General features: G+C 67.1%; 15 protein-coding genes and 1 pseudogene. 7 read left to right on the forward strand and 9 right to left on the reverse strand.

Going from position 1 to position 17,727, the window contains the following annotated elements:
* Nucleotides 1–163: 163 nt before the first annotated feature.
* From V7778_RS09555 to V7778_RS09565, 3 genes are read left to right on the forward strand one after another with little or no spacing between them, the layout of a single operon-like run.
* Complete coding sequence (locus V7778_RS09555) at nucleotides 164–562, forward strand: GntR family transcriptional regulator (RefSeq protein WP_335554430.1); 399 nt, start codon at nucleotides 164–166, stop codon at nucleotides 560–562.
* The gene (locus tag V7778_RS09560; protein WP_335554433.1) at nucleotides 559–1,314 is read left to right on the forward strand and encodes an ABC transporter ATP-binding protein; all 756 of its coding nucleotides are present in this window, start codon (nucleotides 559–561) and stop codon (nucleotides 1,312–1,314) included. Before V7778_RS09555 ends, V7778_RS09560 begins: the two co-directional genes overlap by 4 nt.
* On the forward strand, nucleotides 1,311–2,723 hold the full coding sequence (locus V7778_RS09565) for a hypothetical protein (RefSeq protein ID WP_335554436.1): 1,413 nt from the start codon (nucleotides 1,311–1,313) through the stop codon (nucleotides 2,721–2,723). The genes V7778_RS09560 and V7778_RS09565 overlap by 4 nt, the downstream gene beginning before the upstream one ends.
* A 7-nt stretch (nucleotides 2,724–2,730) precedes the next feature.
* On the opposite strand, the gene V7778_RS09570 is transcribed toward V7778_RS09565, so the two are convergent.
* From V7778_RS09570 to V7778_RS09585, 4 genes are all read right to left on the reverse strand, one after another.
* A complete protein-coding gene (locus V7778_RS09570) occupies nucleotides 2,731–4,614 on the reverse strand; it encodes an ATP-binding protein (RefSeq protein WP_335554440.1) in 1,884 nt (627 codons plus the stop codon).
* 16 nt (nucleotides 4,615–4,630) lie between these two features.
* Complete coding sequence (locus tag V7778_RS09575; protein WP_335554443.1) at nucleotides 4,631–5,515, reverse strand: bile acid:sodium symporter family protein; 885 nt, start codon at nucleotides 5,513–5,515, stop codon at nucleotides 4,631–4,633.
* A 147-nt stretch (nucleotides 5,516–5,662) separates the two neighbouring features.
* The gene (gene ggt, locus V7778_RS09580) at nucleotides 5,663–7,402 is read right to left on the reverse strand and encodes a gamma-glutamyltransferase (RefSeq protein ID WP_335554445.1); all 1,740 of its coding nucleotides are present in this window, start codon (nucleotides 7,400–7,402) and stop codon (nucleotides 5,663–5,665) included.
* A gap of 28 nt (nucleotides 7,403–7,430) precedes the next feature.
* Entirely contained in the window at nucleotides 7,431–7,835 is a 405-nt protein-coding gene (locus V7778_RS09585; protein ID WP_335554447.1) for a hypothetical protein, read from the reverse strand.
* 192 nt (nucleotides 7,836–8,027) lie between these two features.
* Between V7778_RS09585 and pstS the strand changes: the two genes are divergently transcribed.
* The 3 genes from pstS to V7778_RS09600 all read left to right on the forward strand — a co-directional run bounded on the left by pstS (nucleotide 8,028) and on the right by V7778_RS09600 (nucleotide 12,590).
* Nucleotides 8,028–9,056, forward strand: coding sequence for a phosphate ABC transporter substrate-binding protein PstS (pstS, locus tag V7778_RS09590; RefSeq protein WP_335554450.1), 1,029 nt, complete (start codon nucleotides 8,028–8,030; stop codon nucleotides 9,054–9,056).
* A gap of 89 nt (nucleotides 9,057–9,145) precedes the next feature.
* Complete coding sequence (locus V7778_RS09595; RefSeq protein WP_335554453.1) at nucleotides 9,146–9,793, forward strand: winged helix-turn-helix transcriptional regulator; 648 nt, start codon at nucleotides 9,146–9,148, stop codon at nucleotides 9,791–9,793.
* A gap of 70 nt (nucleotides 9,794–9,863) precedes the next feature.
* On the forward strand, nucleotides 9,864–12,590 hold the full coding sequence (locus V7778_RS09600) for a bifunctional diguanylate cyclase/phosphodiesterase (protein WP_335554456.1): 2,727 nt from the start codon (nucleotides 9,864–9,866) through the stop codon (nucleotides 12,588–12,590).
* On the opposite strand, the gene yghU is transcribed toward V7778_RS09600, so the two are convergent.
* From yghU to V7778_RS09625, 5 genes and pseudogenes are all read right to left on the reverse strand, one after another.
* On the reverse strand, nucleotides 12,591–13,430 hold the full coding sequence (gene yghU, locus V7778_RS09605; protein WP_335554459.1) for a glutathione-dependent disulfide-bond oxidoreductase: 840 nt from the start codon (nucleotides 13,428–13,430) through the stop codon (nucleotides 12,591–12,593).
* Between the two features lie 320 nt (nucleotides 13,431–13,750).
* Nucleotides 13,751–14,470: an arsenical resistance protein ArsH gene (arsH, locus tag V7778_RS09610; protein ID WP_335554462.1), complete on the reverse strand. Its 720-nt coding sequence runs from the start codon at nucleotides 14,468–14,470 to the stop codon at nucleotides 13,751–13,753.
* Entirely contained in the window at nucleotides 14,463–15,200 is a 738-nt protein-coding gene (locus V7778_RS09615) for an MIP/aquaporin family protein (RefSeq protein ID WP_335554465.1), read from the reverse strand. The genes arsH and V7778_RS09615 overlap by 8 nt, the downstream gene beginning before the upstream one ends.
* An 18-nt stretch (nucleotides 15,201–15,218) precedes the next feature.
* The gene (locus V7778_RS09620; protein WP_335554469.1) at nucleotides 15,219–15,707 is read right to left on the reverse strand and encodes an arsenate reductase ArsC; all 489 of its coding nucleotides are present in this window, start codon (nucleotides 15,705–15,707) and stop codon (nucleotides 15,219–15,221) included.
* Nucleotides 15,708–15,733: 26 nt separating this feature from the next.
* Nucleotides 15,734–16,077 (reverse strand): annotated as a pseudogene (locus V7778_RS09625) (ArsR/SmtB family transcription factor).
* Between the two features lie 519 nt (nucleotides 16,078–16,596).
* Here V7778_RS09625 and V7778_RS09630 point away from each other — a divergent pair.
* Nucleotides 16,597–17,679: a S41 family peptidase gene (locus V7778_RS09630; protein WP_335554472.1), complete on the forward strand. Its 1,083-nt coding sequence runs from the start codon at nucleotides 16,597–16,599 to the stop codon at nucleotides 17,677–17,679.
* Nucleotides 17,680–17,727 lie beyond the last annotated feature (48 nt).

Consider the following 17,727-nt stretch of genomic DNA (forward strand, 5'->3'; position numbering starts at 1 on the left):
CGCTGGCGGCTTAGTTGTCCAATATGTCATCACCGCCTCTGTGATTTGTTTTCCATATCACTGGAATGCTGTCCGCATTGTCTGCATGAAGGCCTTGACAGGGACGCGCCATCAATCTACTGTATTAATCAACTAATACACATATACACGAATGACCGCCCTCATGACCGATCACACCGCCCAGCTGTTCGCGATCGCAACCGGGTCGTCCGAGCCGATCTACCGGCAACTGGTCGATCAGGTGCGCCGCCTGGTCGCCGGCGGCCAGCTCGCCGCCGGCGACAGCCTGCCTTCCGTGCGCGAGGTGGCCCAGGCCCTGGCCGTCAATCCGATGACCGTGTCCAAGGCCTACGGCCTGCTCGAGATGGAGGGCGTGCTGGCGCGCCGCCGCGGCCTGGGCATGGCCGTGGCCGAACGCGCGCCGGCGGCCAGGAACGGCGAACAGCGCCTGTCCCTGCTGCGCCCGACCCTGGAACGCGCCGCGCGCGAGGCGCGCGAACTCGAGCTCGACCCCGCAACCGTCCTCTCCCTTTTTACCGACATCCTGAAGGAACAAGCGTGAACCCACCCCTTATCCAGTTGCGCGGCGTCGCAAAGCATTTCGGCAGCAAGGCGGTCCTGCAAGGCCTCGACTGGCAGGTCGGGGCAGGGCAGGTCGTCGGCCTGCTGGGCCGCAATGGGGCAGGCAAGTCGACCCTGCTGGAGTGCCTGCTCGGCCTGCGCGAACTCGATGCCGGCAGCGCGCTCCTCTACGGCGAGCCGGTCGACCGCCTGTCCGAGGCGACCCGCGCCCGCATCGGCTACGTGCCGCAAAAGGCCGAGCTGTTCGGATGGATGACGCCGGTGCAGCTGCTGGACTACTTCAAGGCCCTGTACCCGCGCTGGAACGGAGCCAAGGTCGAGGCGCTGCTGGAGCGCTGGGGTTTCGATCCGCTGATGCGCGCCCAGCCCATCCATCGCCTGTCCGGCGGCGAGCAGCAGCGCCTGTCCATCATCCGTGCGCTGGCCCACGATCCCGAACTGCTGGTGCTGGACGAGCCGGTGTCCGCCCTCGACCCGGCCGGGCGGCGCGCGTTTTTGGCCGAACTGGTGGACGGCGTGATCGAGCGCGGCACCACGGTGGTGTTCTCGACCCACATCCTGACCGACCTCGAACGGGTGGCGCTCGACGTCGCCTTCCTCAAGGATGGCAGGATCGGCTTGCAGGGCGGGCTGGACGAGCTGCTCGAAGGCGCGCGCCGGGAAGCGGCCGTGCCGCGCGGCCGGGGCGAATCGCTCAGCCTCGAAGACCTGTTCATCGAGGTGACGCGATGACCGCGCGCCTGCGGCAATATGCCGTGCTGTGGACCGCTGCGGTCACCCATGTGCGTCCGCGCGCCAATACGGTGCTGGGATGGGGCATCCTGTCGCTGACCGTGCTGGGCGCCGTGCTTGGCGCCTTCCAGGGCGGGCCGCGCCTGGCGCTTGCCTGGGCCTGGTGCACGCCGCTGGCGCTGCTCCTGCTCGCATGGGCCTTCCAGTTCATGGCGGGGGCCGTGAAGTTGAACACGCCGGCAAATGCCCAGCTGGCTCCGGCCATGCGCCGGCGACTGGCGGAACTCGCCTTCGGCATCTGGTTCCTGTGCGTGGCGGGCATTGCCGCCTGTCCTTTCGTCGAGCCCGGCACACTGGTGGCGACCGTCTTGTGGCTGACGCTGTTTTCGCTGGGCGCGGGTCTGGGAGCCGCCGGGCATGGCGCCGGAACGGTACTGATCGTCGGCACCGTGATGACTGCGCCCTCGGCGCACATGTTGCCGCGTTGGCTCCTTACTCTCGCCGATCGCCCCGCCTTCCTGGCACTGGAGCTGGCGCTGCTGGCGCTGGCAGGCCTGGCGGCCGTGGCGACGATGCTTCCACGGGCTGGCGAGCGCCACTGGCGTATGCAGGCACGGCGCAACCGATGGGCGGCGCCGCATTCGATGGGCGGCCAGAAGGCCCGGGGTAACGCAGGCCGGTGGTATGCCGCCGTACTGCGGCGCGACTGCGCCCGCCGCGATGCGCGCAGCCTGCTGCTGCACGTGCTGGGACTGGGCCAGGGCCGCGTCGATATCTGGGCCGGCATGCTGGTGACTTTCGTGCTCGGACTGGTGACGATCGGCCTGGTGAGAATCGGCGGATCGGCCGGAGCGCTGGACACCATGGCCGATGCCGGATGGGTCATGGCGTCCGGCATCCTGTTCCTGCCGGCGGTTCAGGCAAGCCTGTCGCTGCAGGCGATGGCGTCCGCCGTAACCGAGCAATCGCTGGTGCGGCTCACCCCACTGCCGCCCGCTGCGGCCCCGGCCTTCAATCGCCTGCTGGGACGGGCCTTGCTCGTCCAGTCGCTCGGCGCCTGGGCGGTCGCCGCACTGGCAGCGCTGATCCTGGCCTGGGCGGGAGGGGCGACGCCCGGCACCCTGCTGATGCAGGCCTGCGCCAGCTGCCTGGCGCTGCCCATGATGGCGGTCGTCCTGCGCGACCATGCGCGGCGCAGGTCGCTGCGCAGCAGCCTGGCGGTGCTGCTGCTGGCCGGCGCCGTTGTTGCCTGCCTCGGCGCCGGCGCCGTCCTGCACAAGCGCTTCGGCCTGCCCCTGATGCCGGGCGCCGCGGCCATTGCCCTTGTGCTGGCAGGCGCCGTGGCGCTGCGGGGATGGCGCGTCATGACGCGTGCGCCCTTTGCCTTCCCGGCCGGGCGCATGGACTGAAGAGGCCCTAGACCGTGGGCAGCCAGACGGTAAAGCTGCTGCCCTGTCCCGGCCCAGCGCTGTGTGCGTTCACCCCGCCGCCGTGCAGCGCCACCATGTTGCGCACCAGAGCCAGGCCGATCCCCAGGCCGCCCTGGGAGCGGTCGGGCGTGCGCTCGGCCTGGGTGAACAGGTCGAACACATGGGGCAGCAGGCCCGGCTCGATGCCGATGCCGTCGTCGCTGACCTGGAAATTGACGCCAGGGCGGGCCCCGGAATCCGCGCGCAGCACCGTCAGGCGGATCTGCCCCCCGGGCGGCGTGTACTTGGCGGCGTTGTTCAGCAGGTTGGTCAGCACCTGCACCAGGCGCGTGGCGTCGCCCAGCACGCGCGCACCCGGCGCACCCACATCGAGTTCGAACAGGTGGCGGCGCGCCTCCAGTACCGGACGCGCCTGCTCGACCGCGTTGGCCACGATGCTGCCCACCTCGAGCGGCTTGCGCTCGAGTTCCACCAGGCCGCGCGTGACCCGCGACACGTCCAGCAGGTCGTCCACCAGCGCCGTCAGGTGGCGCACCTGGCGGCCGATCACTTCGCTCGAGCGGCGCACACGGGGATCAATGGCGGAAAGCTTCAAGGCCTCGGCGGCCGCCGCGATCGGCGCCAGCGGGTTGCGCAGTTCGTGGGCCAGCATGGCCAGGAACTCGTCCTTGCGCCGGTCCTGTTCGCGCAGCGATCCGTACAGGTGCGCGTTCTCGAAGCCGTTGGCCGCGATCGAGGCCAGCTGGACCAGCACCGCTTCGTCCTCCTCGCTGAACGCGCCGGCGATCTTGCCGCTGGCATGCAAGGTACCGATGTGCCGGCCCTTGCGGTCCAGCAGCGGCGCGGCCAGGCCTTCGCTGTCCGCCAGCGCCGGCGCGGCGCCATCGGTGGCCAAGGTCACGCGAGCGTGGCGCACGCCCAGGATGTCGCGCACTTCGCCCTCCAGGGTGGCGGCGATGTCCTGGCTGGACAGGGCGGCATGCAGGGTCTGGGAAGCGCGCGCCAGCTTGGCCAGCAGGGCCGACTGGCGCCGCTCGCGGTCCAGGCGCTCGGCCAGGTCGGCCCGTTCGGCCACGGCCTCGTCGATGTCGGTGTTGGTGCCGATCCATTCGCGCACCTCGCCGTCCTGGTCCAGGATGGGAACACCCTTGACTGCGGTCCAGCGGTAGACGCCGTCGGCGCGCCGCACCCGGTAGTCGCCCATGAAGATCTTCTTTGCCGCGATGCATTCGGCCCACATGCGGCTGGTGCGCTCGCGGTCGTCCGGATGCAGGGCGTCGAGCCAGCCGAACTCGCGCGCTTCTTCCCAGGTCTGGCCGGTGTAGTCGCGCCAGGACGGGATGTCGTCGAGCACGCGTCCGCTGGGCGACGCGGTCCACAGGATGTGCGAGGTGCTCATCACCAGCGAGCGGAAGCGCTCTTCGCGTTCGCGCAGGGCGGTCTCCGCTTCGACCCGCTCGGTGATGTCCTCGTGCATCAGCACGACTTCGAGCAACCGGCCTTCGGCGTCCTTGACCGGATGGGCGCGCGCGGTCACCCAGCGCGCCGGGCCCGGGTAGCCGAGTTCCGCGGTGTCGTAGCGGATCGCCGGGATCTCGACCACTTCGCCGGCGACTGCCCGCCGCAGGTAGGGCGCGATGCCCTTTGCCTCGAGCTGCGGATCGTGCAGGACGTTGTAGGCCGGGCTCAGTACATAGTCATAGACCGCGCTGCCTTCGCGGATATGCCACAGGTCTTCCCAGGCCTTGTTGACGCAGAGGGTGAGCCCGGCGGGCGAGAGGATCTGGATGCTGACACGGGCCTGTTCGAACAGCTCCCGGAAACGCTTGTCGTCCGAGGCGCTGTTCCCGCTGCGGTGGTGCAAAGGCATGTTACGCGTGCGCTCCTCAGGCTTGCGCGGCGGCCGGCGCCGTCTGCGGCTTGCCCAGCACCAGCAGGCCGAAGGCGGTGGCGAACACGTACATGCTGATCGAGTAGATCGCGGCCGGCACCATCAGGCGGAAGTCGCCCAGTACCGACACCGCGACGAAGATCGCCAGGGTCGAGTTGTGGATGCCGATTTCGTAGCCGATCGCGACCGCGTTGGCCTTGTCCATGCCCAGCAGGCGCGGCACGTAGTAGCCCAGGCCCAGGCTCAGGACATTGAAGGCGATCACGGCGGCGCCGATGGTGGCGAACGACGAGGTGAGGGCGTTCCATTCCTTGGCAAAGGCGATGATGGCCAGCAGGGCCAGCACCACCATCGAGAAGCGCTTCATCGGCTTGTCCATGCGCGCGGCGAAACCGGGCGCGCTGCGCTTGACCAGCATGCCGACCGCCACGGGGATCAGGACGATGCCGATCACCTCGATCACCTTCCCGGTCTGCATCGGCACCACCTGGCCGCTCTTCGAGAACGTCTCGATGGCGAAGTTGGCGATCAGGGGCAGGCTGACGATGGACAGCAGGGTGTTGATCGCGGTGAGCGAGATGTTCATCGCCACGTTGCCGCCGAACAGGTGGCTGAACAAATTGGCCGAGACACCGCCCGGCGAGGCGGCCAGCAGCATCAGGCCGACCGCGTAGATGGGCGGCACGCCGAACAACACGACCAGGCCGTAGCAGATCGCGGGCAGCACCAGGGCTTGCAGCGCCAGCGCGACGACGACCGCCTTGGGATGGCCGAGCAGGCGGCGGAAGTCGCCCAGGGTCAGGGACAGGCCGAGTCCGAACATGATGAGGGCCAGGGCGCCGATCAGCAGGGTCGGCAGCAGGGTGATGAAATCGCTCATAGGGGTCTCCCGGTCGTTATTGTTGTCGTGGTGACGGGGCAGGTGGATGGCAGGCTGCCGCCGTAGCGACAGTGTAGTGCACGACGGTACGAAAAAACCGCCCGCGCGTCAGTAAAGATGGCGCGGACGTGTCCGGCGGCGTCTCGGTCAGTGCCCGCGCCGCTGCACCAGGGCCGTGCCGACCCCGTGGCGCTTGCCCTCGCTGACTGCGGTGACGGTGCCGTCCGGATTGAACACCAGCGCATTCGCGGCGCCGATTTCCTCCGGCTTGGCTTCCCAGCGGTGGCCGAAGGCTTCCAGGGCGCGCGCCTGGGCGCTGCCCGCGAAGCCCGGCTCGATCGAGCTCGCCGCGCCGTTGCGCTCGCTGATGCGCGGGGCGTCCAGCGCCTCGTGCATCGGCATGCCCAGGTCGATGTGGTTGACGATGGTCTGCAGCACCGTGGTGATGATGGTCGAGCCGCCCGGGCTGCCGATGCTGAAGGCCGGCTTGCCGTTCTTCAGCGCGATGGTCGGCGCCATGCTCGAGCGCGGACGCTTGCCCGCTTCCGGCACGTTCGGGTGCGGGCCGCTGAAATCGAAGTCGGTCATCTCGTTGTTGAGGATGAAGCCATAGCCAGGCACCACGATGCCGCTCCCGCCCCAGGATTCGATGGTGAAGGTGTAGGAGACGACATTGCCCTCCTTGTCCGACACCGTCAGGTGGGTGGTATGAGCGCTCTCCGGCTGCATGCGCTGGGCCTGCGGGCGCAGCGGCACGCTCTGGTCGTCCTGGAAGATGTAGGGATCGCCCGCCGCCACCTGGGCCGCGGCGCGCGGCCCGATCAGCTTGCGGCGCTGGGCGGCGTACTGCTTCGACAGCAGGCCGGCCAGGGGCGCGTCGAGGTATTCGGGATCGGCCAGGTAGGCGTTGCGGTCGGCGAAGGCCAGGCGGCTGGCTTCGATGTACAGGTGCTCGGCCTGGGCGCGCGGCATGGACTTGAGCTCGTAGCCTTCGAGGATGTTGAGGGCTTCGGCCACGGTGGCGCCGCCGCTCGAGGGCAGGGGCATGCCGTACAGGTCGTAGCCGCGGTAGGTGCTGTGCAGCGGCATGCGGATGCGCGCCTCGTAGTTGGCCAGGTCGACCATCGTCATCGCGCCGGAACGCACATTCTTGCCCGGCGCCACCGGCGGGCGCCGCACGGCGTCGACGATGGCGCGCGCGATCGGGCCTTCGTAGAAGGCCTCGACGCCGCCCGCGGCGATCTCGCGGTAAGCCTTGGCCAGGCCGGGATTGCGCAGCAGGGTGCCGGCCGGAAGGGGCTTGCCGTCCTTCAGGTAAAGCTCGCTCGTACTGCGGAATTGCTGAAATTTCCTTTCATTTTCGCTGGCCAGGTGAAAGAAAGTTTCATTCAATCTGAAACCCTTGGTGGCGACCTCGATCGCCGGCGCCAGCACCTGCTTGAAGCGCATGCTGCCGTAGCGCTCCAGCGCCTCATGCCAGCCGCGCACCGTGCCCGGTACGCCGACCGCCGCGCCGCTGGCCACCGCGGTCTCGAAGTCGATTTCCTTGCCGTCCAGCTGGAACAAAGCGGGCGTGGCCGTGGCCGGCGCCGTCTCGCGGTGGTCGATGGTGATGACGCGCTTGTCCTTGGCCAGGTAGATCACCATGAAGCCGCCGCCGCCGATGCCGCAGCTGAAGGGATCGGTCACGCCCAGGGTGGCGGCCGCCGCGATCGTCGCGTCGACCGCGTTGCCACCCTGGTTCAGGATCGTCATGGCCGAGCGCGAGGCCTGCTCGCTGATGGTGGCGACCGCGCCGCCGGTGCCGGTGGCGACCGGGGTCCTGGCGGCGGCAGGGTGAATGGCGATGGACAGCACCAGCCCGCACGCGAGGGCGAGTTCTTTCATGGATTCTCCTGGCAGCGAGCGCGGGCGCTCACATGGCGTACATGTTGAAGGTGACCGGATAGGACGCCGGGCGCATGTCCGCCATGCCGCGCGGCGGCGCCGTCAGGTTGCGGTCGAGTTCGATGCGCGAACCGCGCAGCGCCGGGTTGGTATAGCCGGGACGTCCCGGCACCAGGTAGAAGGCCTGGGCCACGCTATTGCCGATGCGCAGCGTGAAGCGGTAGGCCACCTGGCCGGCCCACACGCAGCGCGCGTTCTCGGGACAGCGGCTGTCGTCCGCGCCCTCGTAGGTGATGGCCACGCGCTGGTCGAGCGGCAACACCTGGCGCTCGACCATGGTGTAGCGCGCCTCGGGCAGGCGTTCGTTGCTGGCGCAGGCGCCGAGCGAGGCGGCCGCGAGGACGGAACAGAAAACACGGAGCAGGGGGCGCATGCGGTGTCATCCATGTGGTGAGGGTGGAGCGCCCATCATAGCAAAACCGCAACAAGCGGGTCGCGCGAACATGTGCATCCGCGTCATGCCTTTGTCACATCGGCGGTCACATTGCGGTCATATTCGGCGGCTATTCTTTTTGCGTGGTCCAAAACGAACTCCCCTACAACCAGAAATAGGAATACCAAGCCCATGATCAAGAAGATCCTTGCCGGCGCTGCCGCCGCACTCGTGATGACGACCTCGTTCGCCGCTGACATCACCGGCGCGGGCGCAACCTTCCCGTACCCGATCTACGCCAAGTGGGCCGAGTCGTACAAGGCGGCGACCGGCACCGGCCTGAACTACCAGTCGGTGGGCTCGGGCGCCGGCATCAAGCAGATCAAGGCCAAGACCGTCGACTTCGGCGCCTCGGACATGCCGCTCAAGCCGGAAGACCTGAACAGCGACGGCCTGATGCAGTTCCCGGCCATCATGGGCGGCGTGGTTACCGTGGTCAACGTCGAGGGCGTCGCCCCCGGCCAGCTGAAGCTGACCGGCCCGGTCATCGCCGACATCTACCTGGGCAAAATCGCCAAGTGGAATGCGGCCGAGATCGCGGCCCTGAACCCGGGCGTGAAGCTGCCCGACGCCGACATCACCGTCGTGCACCGCGCCGACAGCTCGGGCACCTCCTTCCTGTTCACCGACTACCTGTCGAAGGTCAGCCCGGACTGGAAGAGCAAGGTCGGCGCCGGCACCGCGGTGAAGTGGGCGGTGGGCGTGGGCGGCAAGGGCAACGAAGGCGTGGCCGCCAACGTGCAGCGCATCAAGGGCGCGATCGGCTACGTCGAATGGGCCTACGCCAAGAAGAACAAGCTGTCGCACACCCAGATGAAGAACAAGGACGGCCAGTTCCTGCAGCCTGACGACGAGCACTTCAAGGCCGCCGCCGCCAACGCCGAATGGACCAAGGCCCCGGGCTTCGGCGTGGTGCTGACCGACCAGGCGGGCAAGCAAAGCTGGCCGATCACCGGCGTGTCCTACATCCTGATGCACAAGAGCCAGGCCAATGCCGCGAAGGGCGCCGAAGTCGTGAAGTTCTTCGACTGGGCCTTCAAGAACGGCGCCCCGGCAGCCGCCGAGCTGGACTACGTGCCGCTGCCGGCATCGGTGGTCAAGCAGGTGCAGGCGTCGTGGAAGAGCGGGCTGAAGGACGGTTCGGGCAAGGCGATCTACTGATCGGCATCGCATCCGGCGGCCCGGCCGCCGGCATCCTCATTGACCTAGGGTCGGCGGCGAAGCCGCCAACCCTAGCACCGGGCTTCCCCATGACAACGGCCAATACCATCGTCCTGGTGGTCGACGACAAGCCGGCCATCGCCGAACTGCTCAAGTTCTCGCTGCACGAGGACGAGTGGATCTGGCATAGCGTGCCGAGTTTGGCGCAGGCCTGGGACTTCATCGGGCGCGAACGCCCGGAACTGCTGCTGCAGGAATCGATGCTGCGCCACGAAGGCGGCATGCGCCTGCTGGCGCGCCTGCGCGGCGACCGCCGCCTGCGCGAGCGTCCCGTGATCCTGCTGGCGGCCGACTGCGCCGAGGGCGAACGCGATCCGCAGGAGGCGCCGGCCGCACCGTCCCCCGAATTCATTCCCCACCCGCCCGACGAAGGCCTGGAATCGCGCCTGCTGCGCTCCGGCCGCCTGGTGCTCGACCCGCTCAGCTGCAGCGTGCGCGTGGGCAGCCACAAGGTCGAGGTGCGCCACGCGGAATACCGGTTGCTGCGCTTCCTGCTGTGCCATCCGGGGCAGGTGTTTTCGCGCGCCCAGCTGCTGGCCCACCTGTGGGACACCCCCGACACCCTCGACCAGCGCACGGTCGACGTCCACGTGCTGCGCCTGCGCAAGGCACTGGGGCGCGCCAAGTCGCTGATCAAGACGGTGCGCGGGGCCGGCTACATGCTGTCGCCAGCGTGATTGCCGTGTCATCAGGATGACATCAAGGCTCATTAGACTGGCGGCAGACGTGATTCCGATACTGCCGTTGATGAGCAAGCACCCCACCCACCTTTCCTTCCGCCCCCGGCCTTTTCCCGTCTTCGCCTGGCCGCTGCTGGCCGTGCTGGCCTGCGCGGCGCTGTGGATCCTGACCCTGGTGCGCGCGAACGCCGAGCTGGCGCGCGCCGAGGCCCAGGTGCGCAAGGATGCCGGCGCCTATGCCGAAGCCTACGAGCAGTACATCACGCGCTCGGTCGGGCAGATGGACCAGATCACGATGCAGCTCAAGTTCAGCTGGGAGCAATCGCGCGATCCCCGCCTGCTGGACGACCTGCGGCGCGACGGCATGTTCACCGACAGCGCCTTCCGCGTGGTGGCGCTGGTCGACCGCAACGGCATCGTGCGTTCCTCGACCCGGCCGGCCCTGCTCGGCGCGGATCTCTCCGGCGGACAGTACTTCGGCCAGCACCGCAACCACATCTCGACCGCGCTGCGGGTCGGCGCCGCGCCGCCGGTGTTCGGCAAGGCGGACAGGGAGGGCAAGGAGGGCGATGGGGTGCTGTTCACGCGGCGCCTCGATACCGCGGACGACGAGTTCGACGGCATCGTGCTGATGGCGGTCGAGGCGCGCTACTTCACTTCCTTCGTCAGCCCGGCCACTCTGGGCGTGGACGGCGTGGTGGCGCTGGCCGGCAGCGAAGGACGCCTGCGCATCGAGCAGCGCAGCGACGGCGCGGCCTTCGCCGACACCGTCGCGCCGCTGCTGCCACTGTTACCGCTGCGCGGCGCGATGTGGACCAGCGAGCGCGGCGTGCGCCTGGCCGAAGGCCAGGATGGCTTCCGCGACGGCTTGCCGCGCGTACTGGGCTGGCGCCACTCCACCGTGTATCCGCTGGTGGCCCTGGTCGGGCTGTCGCACAGCGCGGCGCAGGCAGGCGCGCAAGCCTACTGGCTGGACGGCCGCGACCGCGCCATCGTCGCCAGCATCGGCTTGCTGCTGCTGGGGATGGCGGGAGCGGTGCTGGCGCGGCGCGGCCTGCAGCGCGAACGCGAGCAGGACGAAGTGCGGCGCGCCTACCGCACCGCTACCGAGAGCGGCAACGACGGCTTCTACATGGCGGCCGCCGTGCGAGGACGCGAGGGCGACATCGAGGACTTCCGCATCGTCGACTGCAACGAGCGCGGCGCCTTCTTCTACGGCATGAAGCGCGAGGAACTGGTGGGCGCCAGCCTGTCGCGCATCGACAATGCCCTGTTCGGCGAAGAACTGCTGGCCACCTACCGCAAGGCGATGGAGGCGGGCTTCTACGAGGACGACCGCAAGATGCCGGTCGATAACCGCCTGAACATCGGCTGGGGGCGGCGGCGCCTGGTCCGGGTCGGCAACGGCCTGGCCGTGACCCTGCAGGACATCAGCGAGCGCAAGGAACACGAAGTCCAGCTCGAACGCCTGGCCAACGAGGACAGCCTGACCGGCCTGGCCACGCGCCACGCCTTCCTGGCCGCGATGCCGGCCGCGCTGGCCGGCGCCAGGACCAGCGGCGCCGGGCTGGCCCTGCTGTTCATCGACCTGGACGAATTCAAGCACGTGAACGACTCGCACGGCCACGCCACCGGCGACCAGCTGCTGAAGTCCGCCGCCCAGCGCCTGCTGTCGCTGCTGCGTCCGACGGACCAGGTGGCGCGCTTCGGCGGCGACGAATTCGTGGTGCTGCTGCACCCCTGCGACGGCGAGCGCCAGGCCGCCTCGGTGGCGGCGCGCATCGTCGAGGCCTTCGGCGTGCCCTTCCTGTTCAAGGACGAGCTGCACGCGGTGGGCGCCTCGGTGGGCATCGCCATGTACCCGCGCGACGGCCTGGACGCCGAGACCCTGGTGCGCCACAGCGACATCGCCATGTACGCGGGCAAGAACGAAGGCAAGGGCCAGTACCGCTTCTTCGACCCGGCCTATTCGCAGAACCTGAATTCGCGCGCGCGCTTGAAGCAGCGCCTGCTGGAAGCGGTCGAGGCCGACCAGTTCCTGCTGCACTACCAGCCCCGCGTCGACGCCCGCAGCGGCGAGCTGCTGAGCATGGAAGCGCTGCTGCGCTGGCGCCATCCCGAACTGGGCATGGTGCCGCCAGGCGACTTCATTCCACTGGCCGAGGCCACCGGCCTGATCGTGCGCATCGGCGAAGCCGTCATCGACAAGGCCTGCGCCCAGCTGGCCGCCTGGCGCGCGGCCGGCGCGGAACTGGTGCCGGTCTCGATCAACGTCTCGCCCAAGCAGTTCCTGCGCGGCGGCGTGCAGCGCCAGCTCAGCGCGGCGCTGTCCCGCCATGCGGTGCCGGCCAGCCTGATCGAGGTCGAGATCACCGAATCGGCGATGATGGGCGACCACGACGACATCCTGGCCGAGCTGGCCGCACTGCGTGCGCTGGGCGTGAAGCTGCACGTGGACGACTTCGGGACCGGCTATTCCTCGCTGTCGCAGCTGCAGCGCCTCAAGATGGACGTGCTCAAGGTGGACAGGGCCTTCACCAACGAGCTGGCCAGGTCGAAGGAAGGCAAGGTGTTCTTCCAGGCCATCGTGTCGATGGCGCACGCGCTCGGGATGTCGGTGGTGGCGGAAGGCGTGGAGACCGAGGAGCAGCTGGACATCCTGCGCGGACTGGATTGCAACGAGGTGCAGGGTTTCTACATCGCGCGGCCGGTGCCGGCGGACGAGATGGCGCGCATGATGCACCAGCGCTTCCTGTTGGACCTAGGGTTGGCGGCGGAGCCGCCAACCCAATGATCAATCCAGGTCCGCGGCCCCGTGCCGCTCCGCCACCTGCTCCTCCGGCTTGCCGCGCACCCGGTTGACCTTGCGCCCGCGGATCACCGCGGGCCGCGCCGCGATCTCCTCGGCCCAGCGCACCACGTGCGTGTACTCGTGCACCGCCAGGAACTCGGCCGCGTCATAGGCCTCGCCGCGCACCATCCCGCCATACCAGGGCCAGATCGCCATGTCGGCGATGGTGTACTCGTCGCCCGCCACGAAACGGTGTCCGGCCAGCTGGCGGTCGAGCACGTCGAGCTGGCGCTTGGTCTCCATCGCGTAGCGGTTGATCGGATACTCCAGTTTTTCCGGCGCATACGCATAGAAATGCCCGAAGCCGCCCCCTACGAAGGGCGCGGAACCCATCTGCCAGAACAGCCAGTTGAGGGTCTCGGTGCGCGCCGGGATGTCGGTGGGGAGGAAGGCGCCGAACTTCTCCGCCAGGTAGACCAGGATGGAGCCGGATTCGAACACGCGCAGCGGCTGCGCGCCGCTGCGGTCCACCAGGGCGGGGATCTTCGAATTCGGGTTGATCTCGACGAAGCCGCTGGAGAACTGGTCGCCCTCGTTGATGCGGATCAGCCAGGCGTCGTACTCGGCGCCCGCATGGCCAAGGGCCAGCAGCTCTTCGAGCATGATCGTGACCTTGACGCCGTTGGGCGTGCCCAGCGAATACAGCTGGAGCGGGTGCTTGCCGACCGGGAGCGCCTTCTCGTGGGTGGCGCCGGCGACCGGGCGGTTGATGTTGGCGAAGGTGCCGCCGGAGGCGGCGGGTGTCCAGACTTTGGGTGGGACGTAGGGCGATTGCTCTGCCATGGCTTCTCCTGGGACGGATGCGCGGCCGCGGCGGCGGCCTGGCATCGAAACGGGTCGGAAAAGCATTCTAGCGGCTGCGCGAAAAGCGCGCTTTCGGCATCCCGGAAAGCGCGTCGGCGCAAGGACATGATGGCCGCTCCCTCCCGGCGCCCGGCTCACTGCAGCTGGATGCGGCCGTCCTGGCCGCGCGCGCCATTGCCTGGTCCGGCCGTGAAGAACAGGGCGTTGCGCGGCTGGGCGTGCGGTCGCCGCGCGCCGGGGTCGGATCGGGATGCGCCGGCCGATCGAATGCGCAGCCAAATGCGGACATTCCTGTGGCGCTAGCGTTTTTCGATCTGCCGGTTGATCGCTTTTTGCGCCTGCTCGTTTCGCTCACTGTACCGCTCCGTGAGATAGTCGGTGCGGCCCCGCATGAGTAGAGTCATCTTGAACAGCTCCTCCATGACATCCACTACCCGGTCGTAATAAGCAGAGGGCCGCATGCGTCCGTCATCGTCGAACTCTTTATACGCCATCGGCACCGAAGACTGATTGGGGATCGTGAACATGCGCATCCAGCGCCCCAGCAGCCGAAGGGTGTTCACCACATTGAACGACTGCGATCCACCGCACACCTGCATCACCGCCAATGTCCGCCCCTGGCTGGGACGTATTGATCCCATCTCCAGTGGAATCCAGTCAATCTGGTTCTTCATCACGGCGGTAATTGCACCGTGACGCTCCGGGCTGCACCACACCTGGCCTTCGGACCACAGGCACAGCTCGCGCAGTTCGACCACCTTCGGATGCGTATCAGGTGCGCTGCCCACCATGGGCAGCTCCATCGGGTCGAAGATCTTCACCTCCGCGCCGAAGTGTTCGAGAATGCGCGCCGCCTCATGGGTCAGGAAGCGGCTGAAGGAGCGTTCGCGCAAGGAGCCGTACAGCATGAGGATGCGCGGCGGGTGGCTCAGGTCGCCTACCGGCGCAAGCTTCTCGACCGTAGGCAGGTCCAACAACGCTGGGTTGATGTTCGGGAGGTTCGAAAGTAAGTCAGCCATGCTTGATCTCTTGATGTCGTTCCGCGCCGGCGAAGTCGCTCGGCGCCACCGTGCCGGCCACCGACGCCTCGCGGTGAGGCGCCGGATACAGCCAGCAGAACAGTGGCGTCGCGGCGGCGGCACCCAGCAGCTGCGCAACGATGAACCCGAATGCATCGGCGGGACGGATGCCGGCGAAGGTATCGGTGGCGCTGCGCGCCAGGGTCACCGCAGGGTTGGCGAACGAGGTGGACGAGGTGAACCAGTAGGCGGCCGTGATGTAGGCGGCGACCGCGAACGGGGTCACGCCGGGCCGGCTGCGCGAGCAAGCGATGATGACGGCGATCAGGCCGAAGGTGGCGACGAATTCGCTCCACCATTGCGCGGTGCCGGTGCGCACATGTTCGGACGCAAAGAACACGGGAACATCGAACATCATGTGGGCAGCGGCCACACCTGCAAAGGCGCCGATGACCTGTACGGCGATGTAGGGGATCACCTCTGCGGCCGGCAGGTTCTTTTGCCACGCTTCCGAGAGCGTGACGACCGGATTGAAGTGCGCGCCCGAGATCGTCCCGAACATCAGGATCAGCGCCACCAGGCCAGCGCCGGTCGCTATCGCGTTGGCCAGCAGGGCGATCGCCACATTACCGCCGGCCAGCCGCTCGGCCATGATGCCCGAACCCACGACCACGGCCAGCAGGAGCGCCGTGCCGAGGCCCTCGGCGACGATTCGTCTGGCAAGTGTCATTCGATTCCTCCCTTCGTCTTAGACCGTCGCCGGCAGCAGCGTCCCGATGCGATCCAGCTCCGCCTTCAGCCGTGGCTTGTCGTTCTTCAGTTCGTCGAGGGGCAGGGCCAGGAAGGCTTCGATACGCGCGCGCAGGATCGCGTAGGCCGTTTCGAAGGCGGCGTCGATCTCTTCCTCCGTACCGACAACATGGCTCGGATCTTCCACGCCCCAGTGCGTGCGCAGCACCGGGCCAAGATATGCCGGGCAGGTTTCGCCGGCGGCACTGGCGCAGACCGTCACCACGATGTCCGGCGTCACCGGCAGCCTATCCCAGGACTTGCTGTGGTAACCCTCGGTGGAAATGCCTTTGCTGGCCAGCAGTGCAAGCGCCTTGTCGTTCAACTTGCCGGTTGGCTGGCTGCCGGCGCTGATTGCGCGCCAGCCTGCTGGAGCGAGGTGGTTGAAGACTGCTTCACTGATGAGCGAGCGGCAGGAGTTGCCAGTGCAGAGGAAAAGTACGTTCATGGAAAGCCTTTAGTAACGAAAATAGATCAATCGATGGCGCTGGAAACAGCGCTGTCGCAAGAGGAATTGCCGACCGGCGTACAGGGGTTACCGCCACAGCAGTTCTCTGTGAGGAAGCCCAGCAAGGCATTCATCGTCTCGAAATTCGGGGAATAAATGATGAAACGCCCGTCCTGGCGCGACACCACCAAGCCGGCGTGCGACAACTCCTTCAGGTGGAAGACAGTGAGGACGAGGGCACATTGAGCGCCTCAGCGATCCTGGTTGCCGATAGTCCAGACGGGCCTGCTTGGACCAGCAGGCGGTACGTGGCGAGCCGCGACTCCTGGGCCAGGGCAGCCAAGGCACCGATTGCCGATTTGTTGTCCATGAGATCGCTCTTTCGATTTGATATTTCTACTATAGTGGAATAGACGCCACCGCGGCAAGGCATCGTCCCTGCGCCGGACATGATGGCTCCACAGTCGGTGGCGGTTCTATGATTCTAAATATATCGAAGTTTCATGACTGTTTGATGACAGCGTATTGTCAGTCGTCTGCTTGCGTTGAGTCGAAGCAATACCGGCCACTAAGGCACTTGCACACGCGCCGGCAAAATGCTTGGCCGCTGCCATTGGATCGTCGACGAATCCTCGGGTGGCTTGATCAATTCTGCAAACCGCGAACGCATCAAACTTCTCTTCTGGCCCGCTCGCTCAAGTGCGGCACTACTTTACTCGTCGTCGGCATCGGCCAGCCCAGTCATGACTTTCGGATAGCATTAAAAATTGCTATTAGATGGAAATTATTGTGCTATTCTCAATCTACTTCTCTGCCTCATGGATGAAGTAATCGTTTCGCATATGCCTAAGCCACCATCGAAACCTGCGCGCCACAATCAGAGGAAAAAATGAAAAAGAAATGGATTGTCATACCGTCCTTGCTGCTGCTGACCATGACCAGCGCAGTCGCCGCACCGCCTTCGCAGCAGCGTCCCGGTGAAGAAAACCGGTCCGCATCAAGCTTGATGGTCGATCGCGCGACGCAGCGGGAGGTGATCGATACGCTGGTAAAAAAATTGAACGACCACTATATTTTTCCCGACAAGGCCAAGCACATCGAGACGGCGCTGCGCCAGCGCCAGCGGGAAGGCAAGTACGACGCCATCTCGGACGGCAAACAGTTTGCAATACAGCTCACGGACGACATGCGCGCCGTTGTCCGTGACCTGCATATGTCGGTATTTTTCAGCCCCAGACCGGTCCCGCCCGACGATGCAGCCGGACCGCCACCCGCGTCGCAAGCGGAATGGGAGCAACGGGTTCCTGCCGACAAGCGCCAGGTGATGCGCCAGATGGCAAACCGCAGCGTGGAACAGGTCGAACACTTGACGCCCAGGATTGGTTACCTGAAGGTGTCCGGCTTCCCGCCGTCTTTCCTCATGGCCGAAAGCTACGCCGCGGCGATGAACCGACTCGCCGATACCGATGGCCTCATCGTGGATCTGCGCAACAACGGCGGCGGCGGGGCGGACGCGGTTGCCCTGCTGGTCAGCTATTTCGTCGACCAGCGCACACGCCTCAACGACATCTGGGATCGCGATACCGGCATCTCCACGCAGTACTGGACGCAAGACAAGCTCGACGGCAAACGCTATGGCGGCAAGAAGCCGGTCATCATCCTGGCCGCTGCCGGAACGAAGTCCGCCGGGGAAGACTTCGCCTACACGATGCAGGCCATGAAACGCGCCACGGTGGTCGGCGAGCGGACCTGGGGCGGCGCCCACCCCGCACGCCCTTATCGGATCAGCGAACATTTCCTTGCCGTGATACCCGGCCGGCGCACGATCAGTCCGATTACGCAGACCAACTGGGAAGGCGTGGGCGTCATTCCGGACGTCGCGGCAAAACCGGACGAAGCGCTTGCGGTGGCCAAGGACCTGCTGCAGCGCCGGCTCGACGGCGGCGCCCCGCCGGCCGCCGCGGGACAGTGATGCCGGGCTCCCTGCGCCGGCATGCGTCCAGCGCAGGGCGAGCGTCAC

This window comes from Massilia sp. DD77 (assembly GCF_036961685.1).
Lineage (GTDB): Bacteria > Pseudomonadota > Gammaproteobacteria > Burkholderiales > Burkholderiaceae_D > Telluria.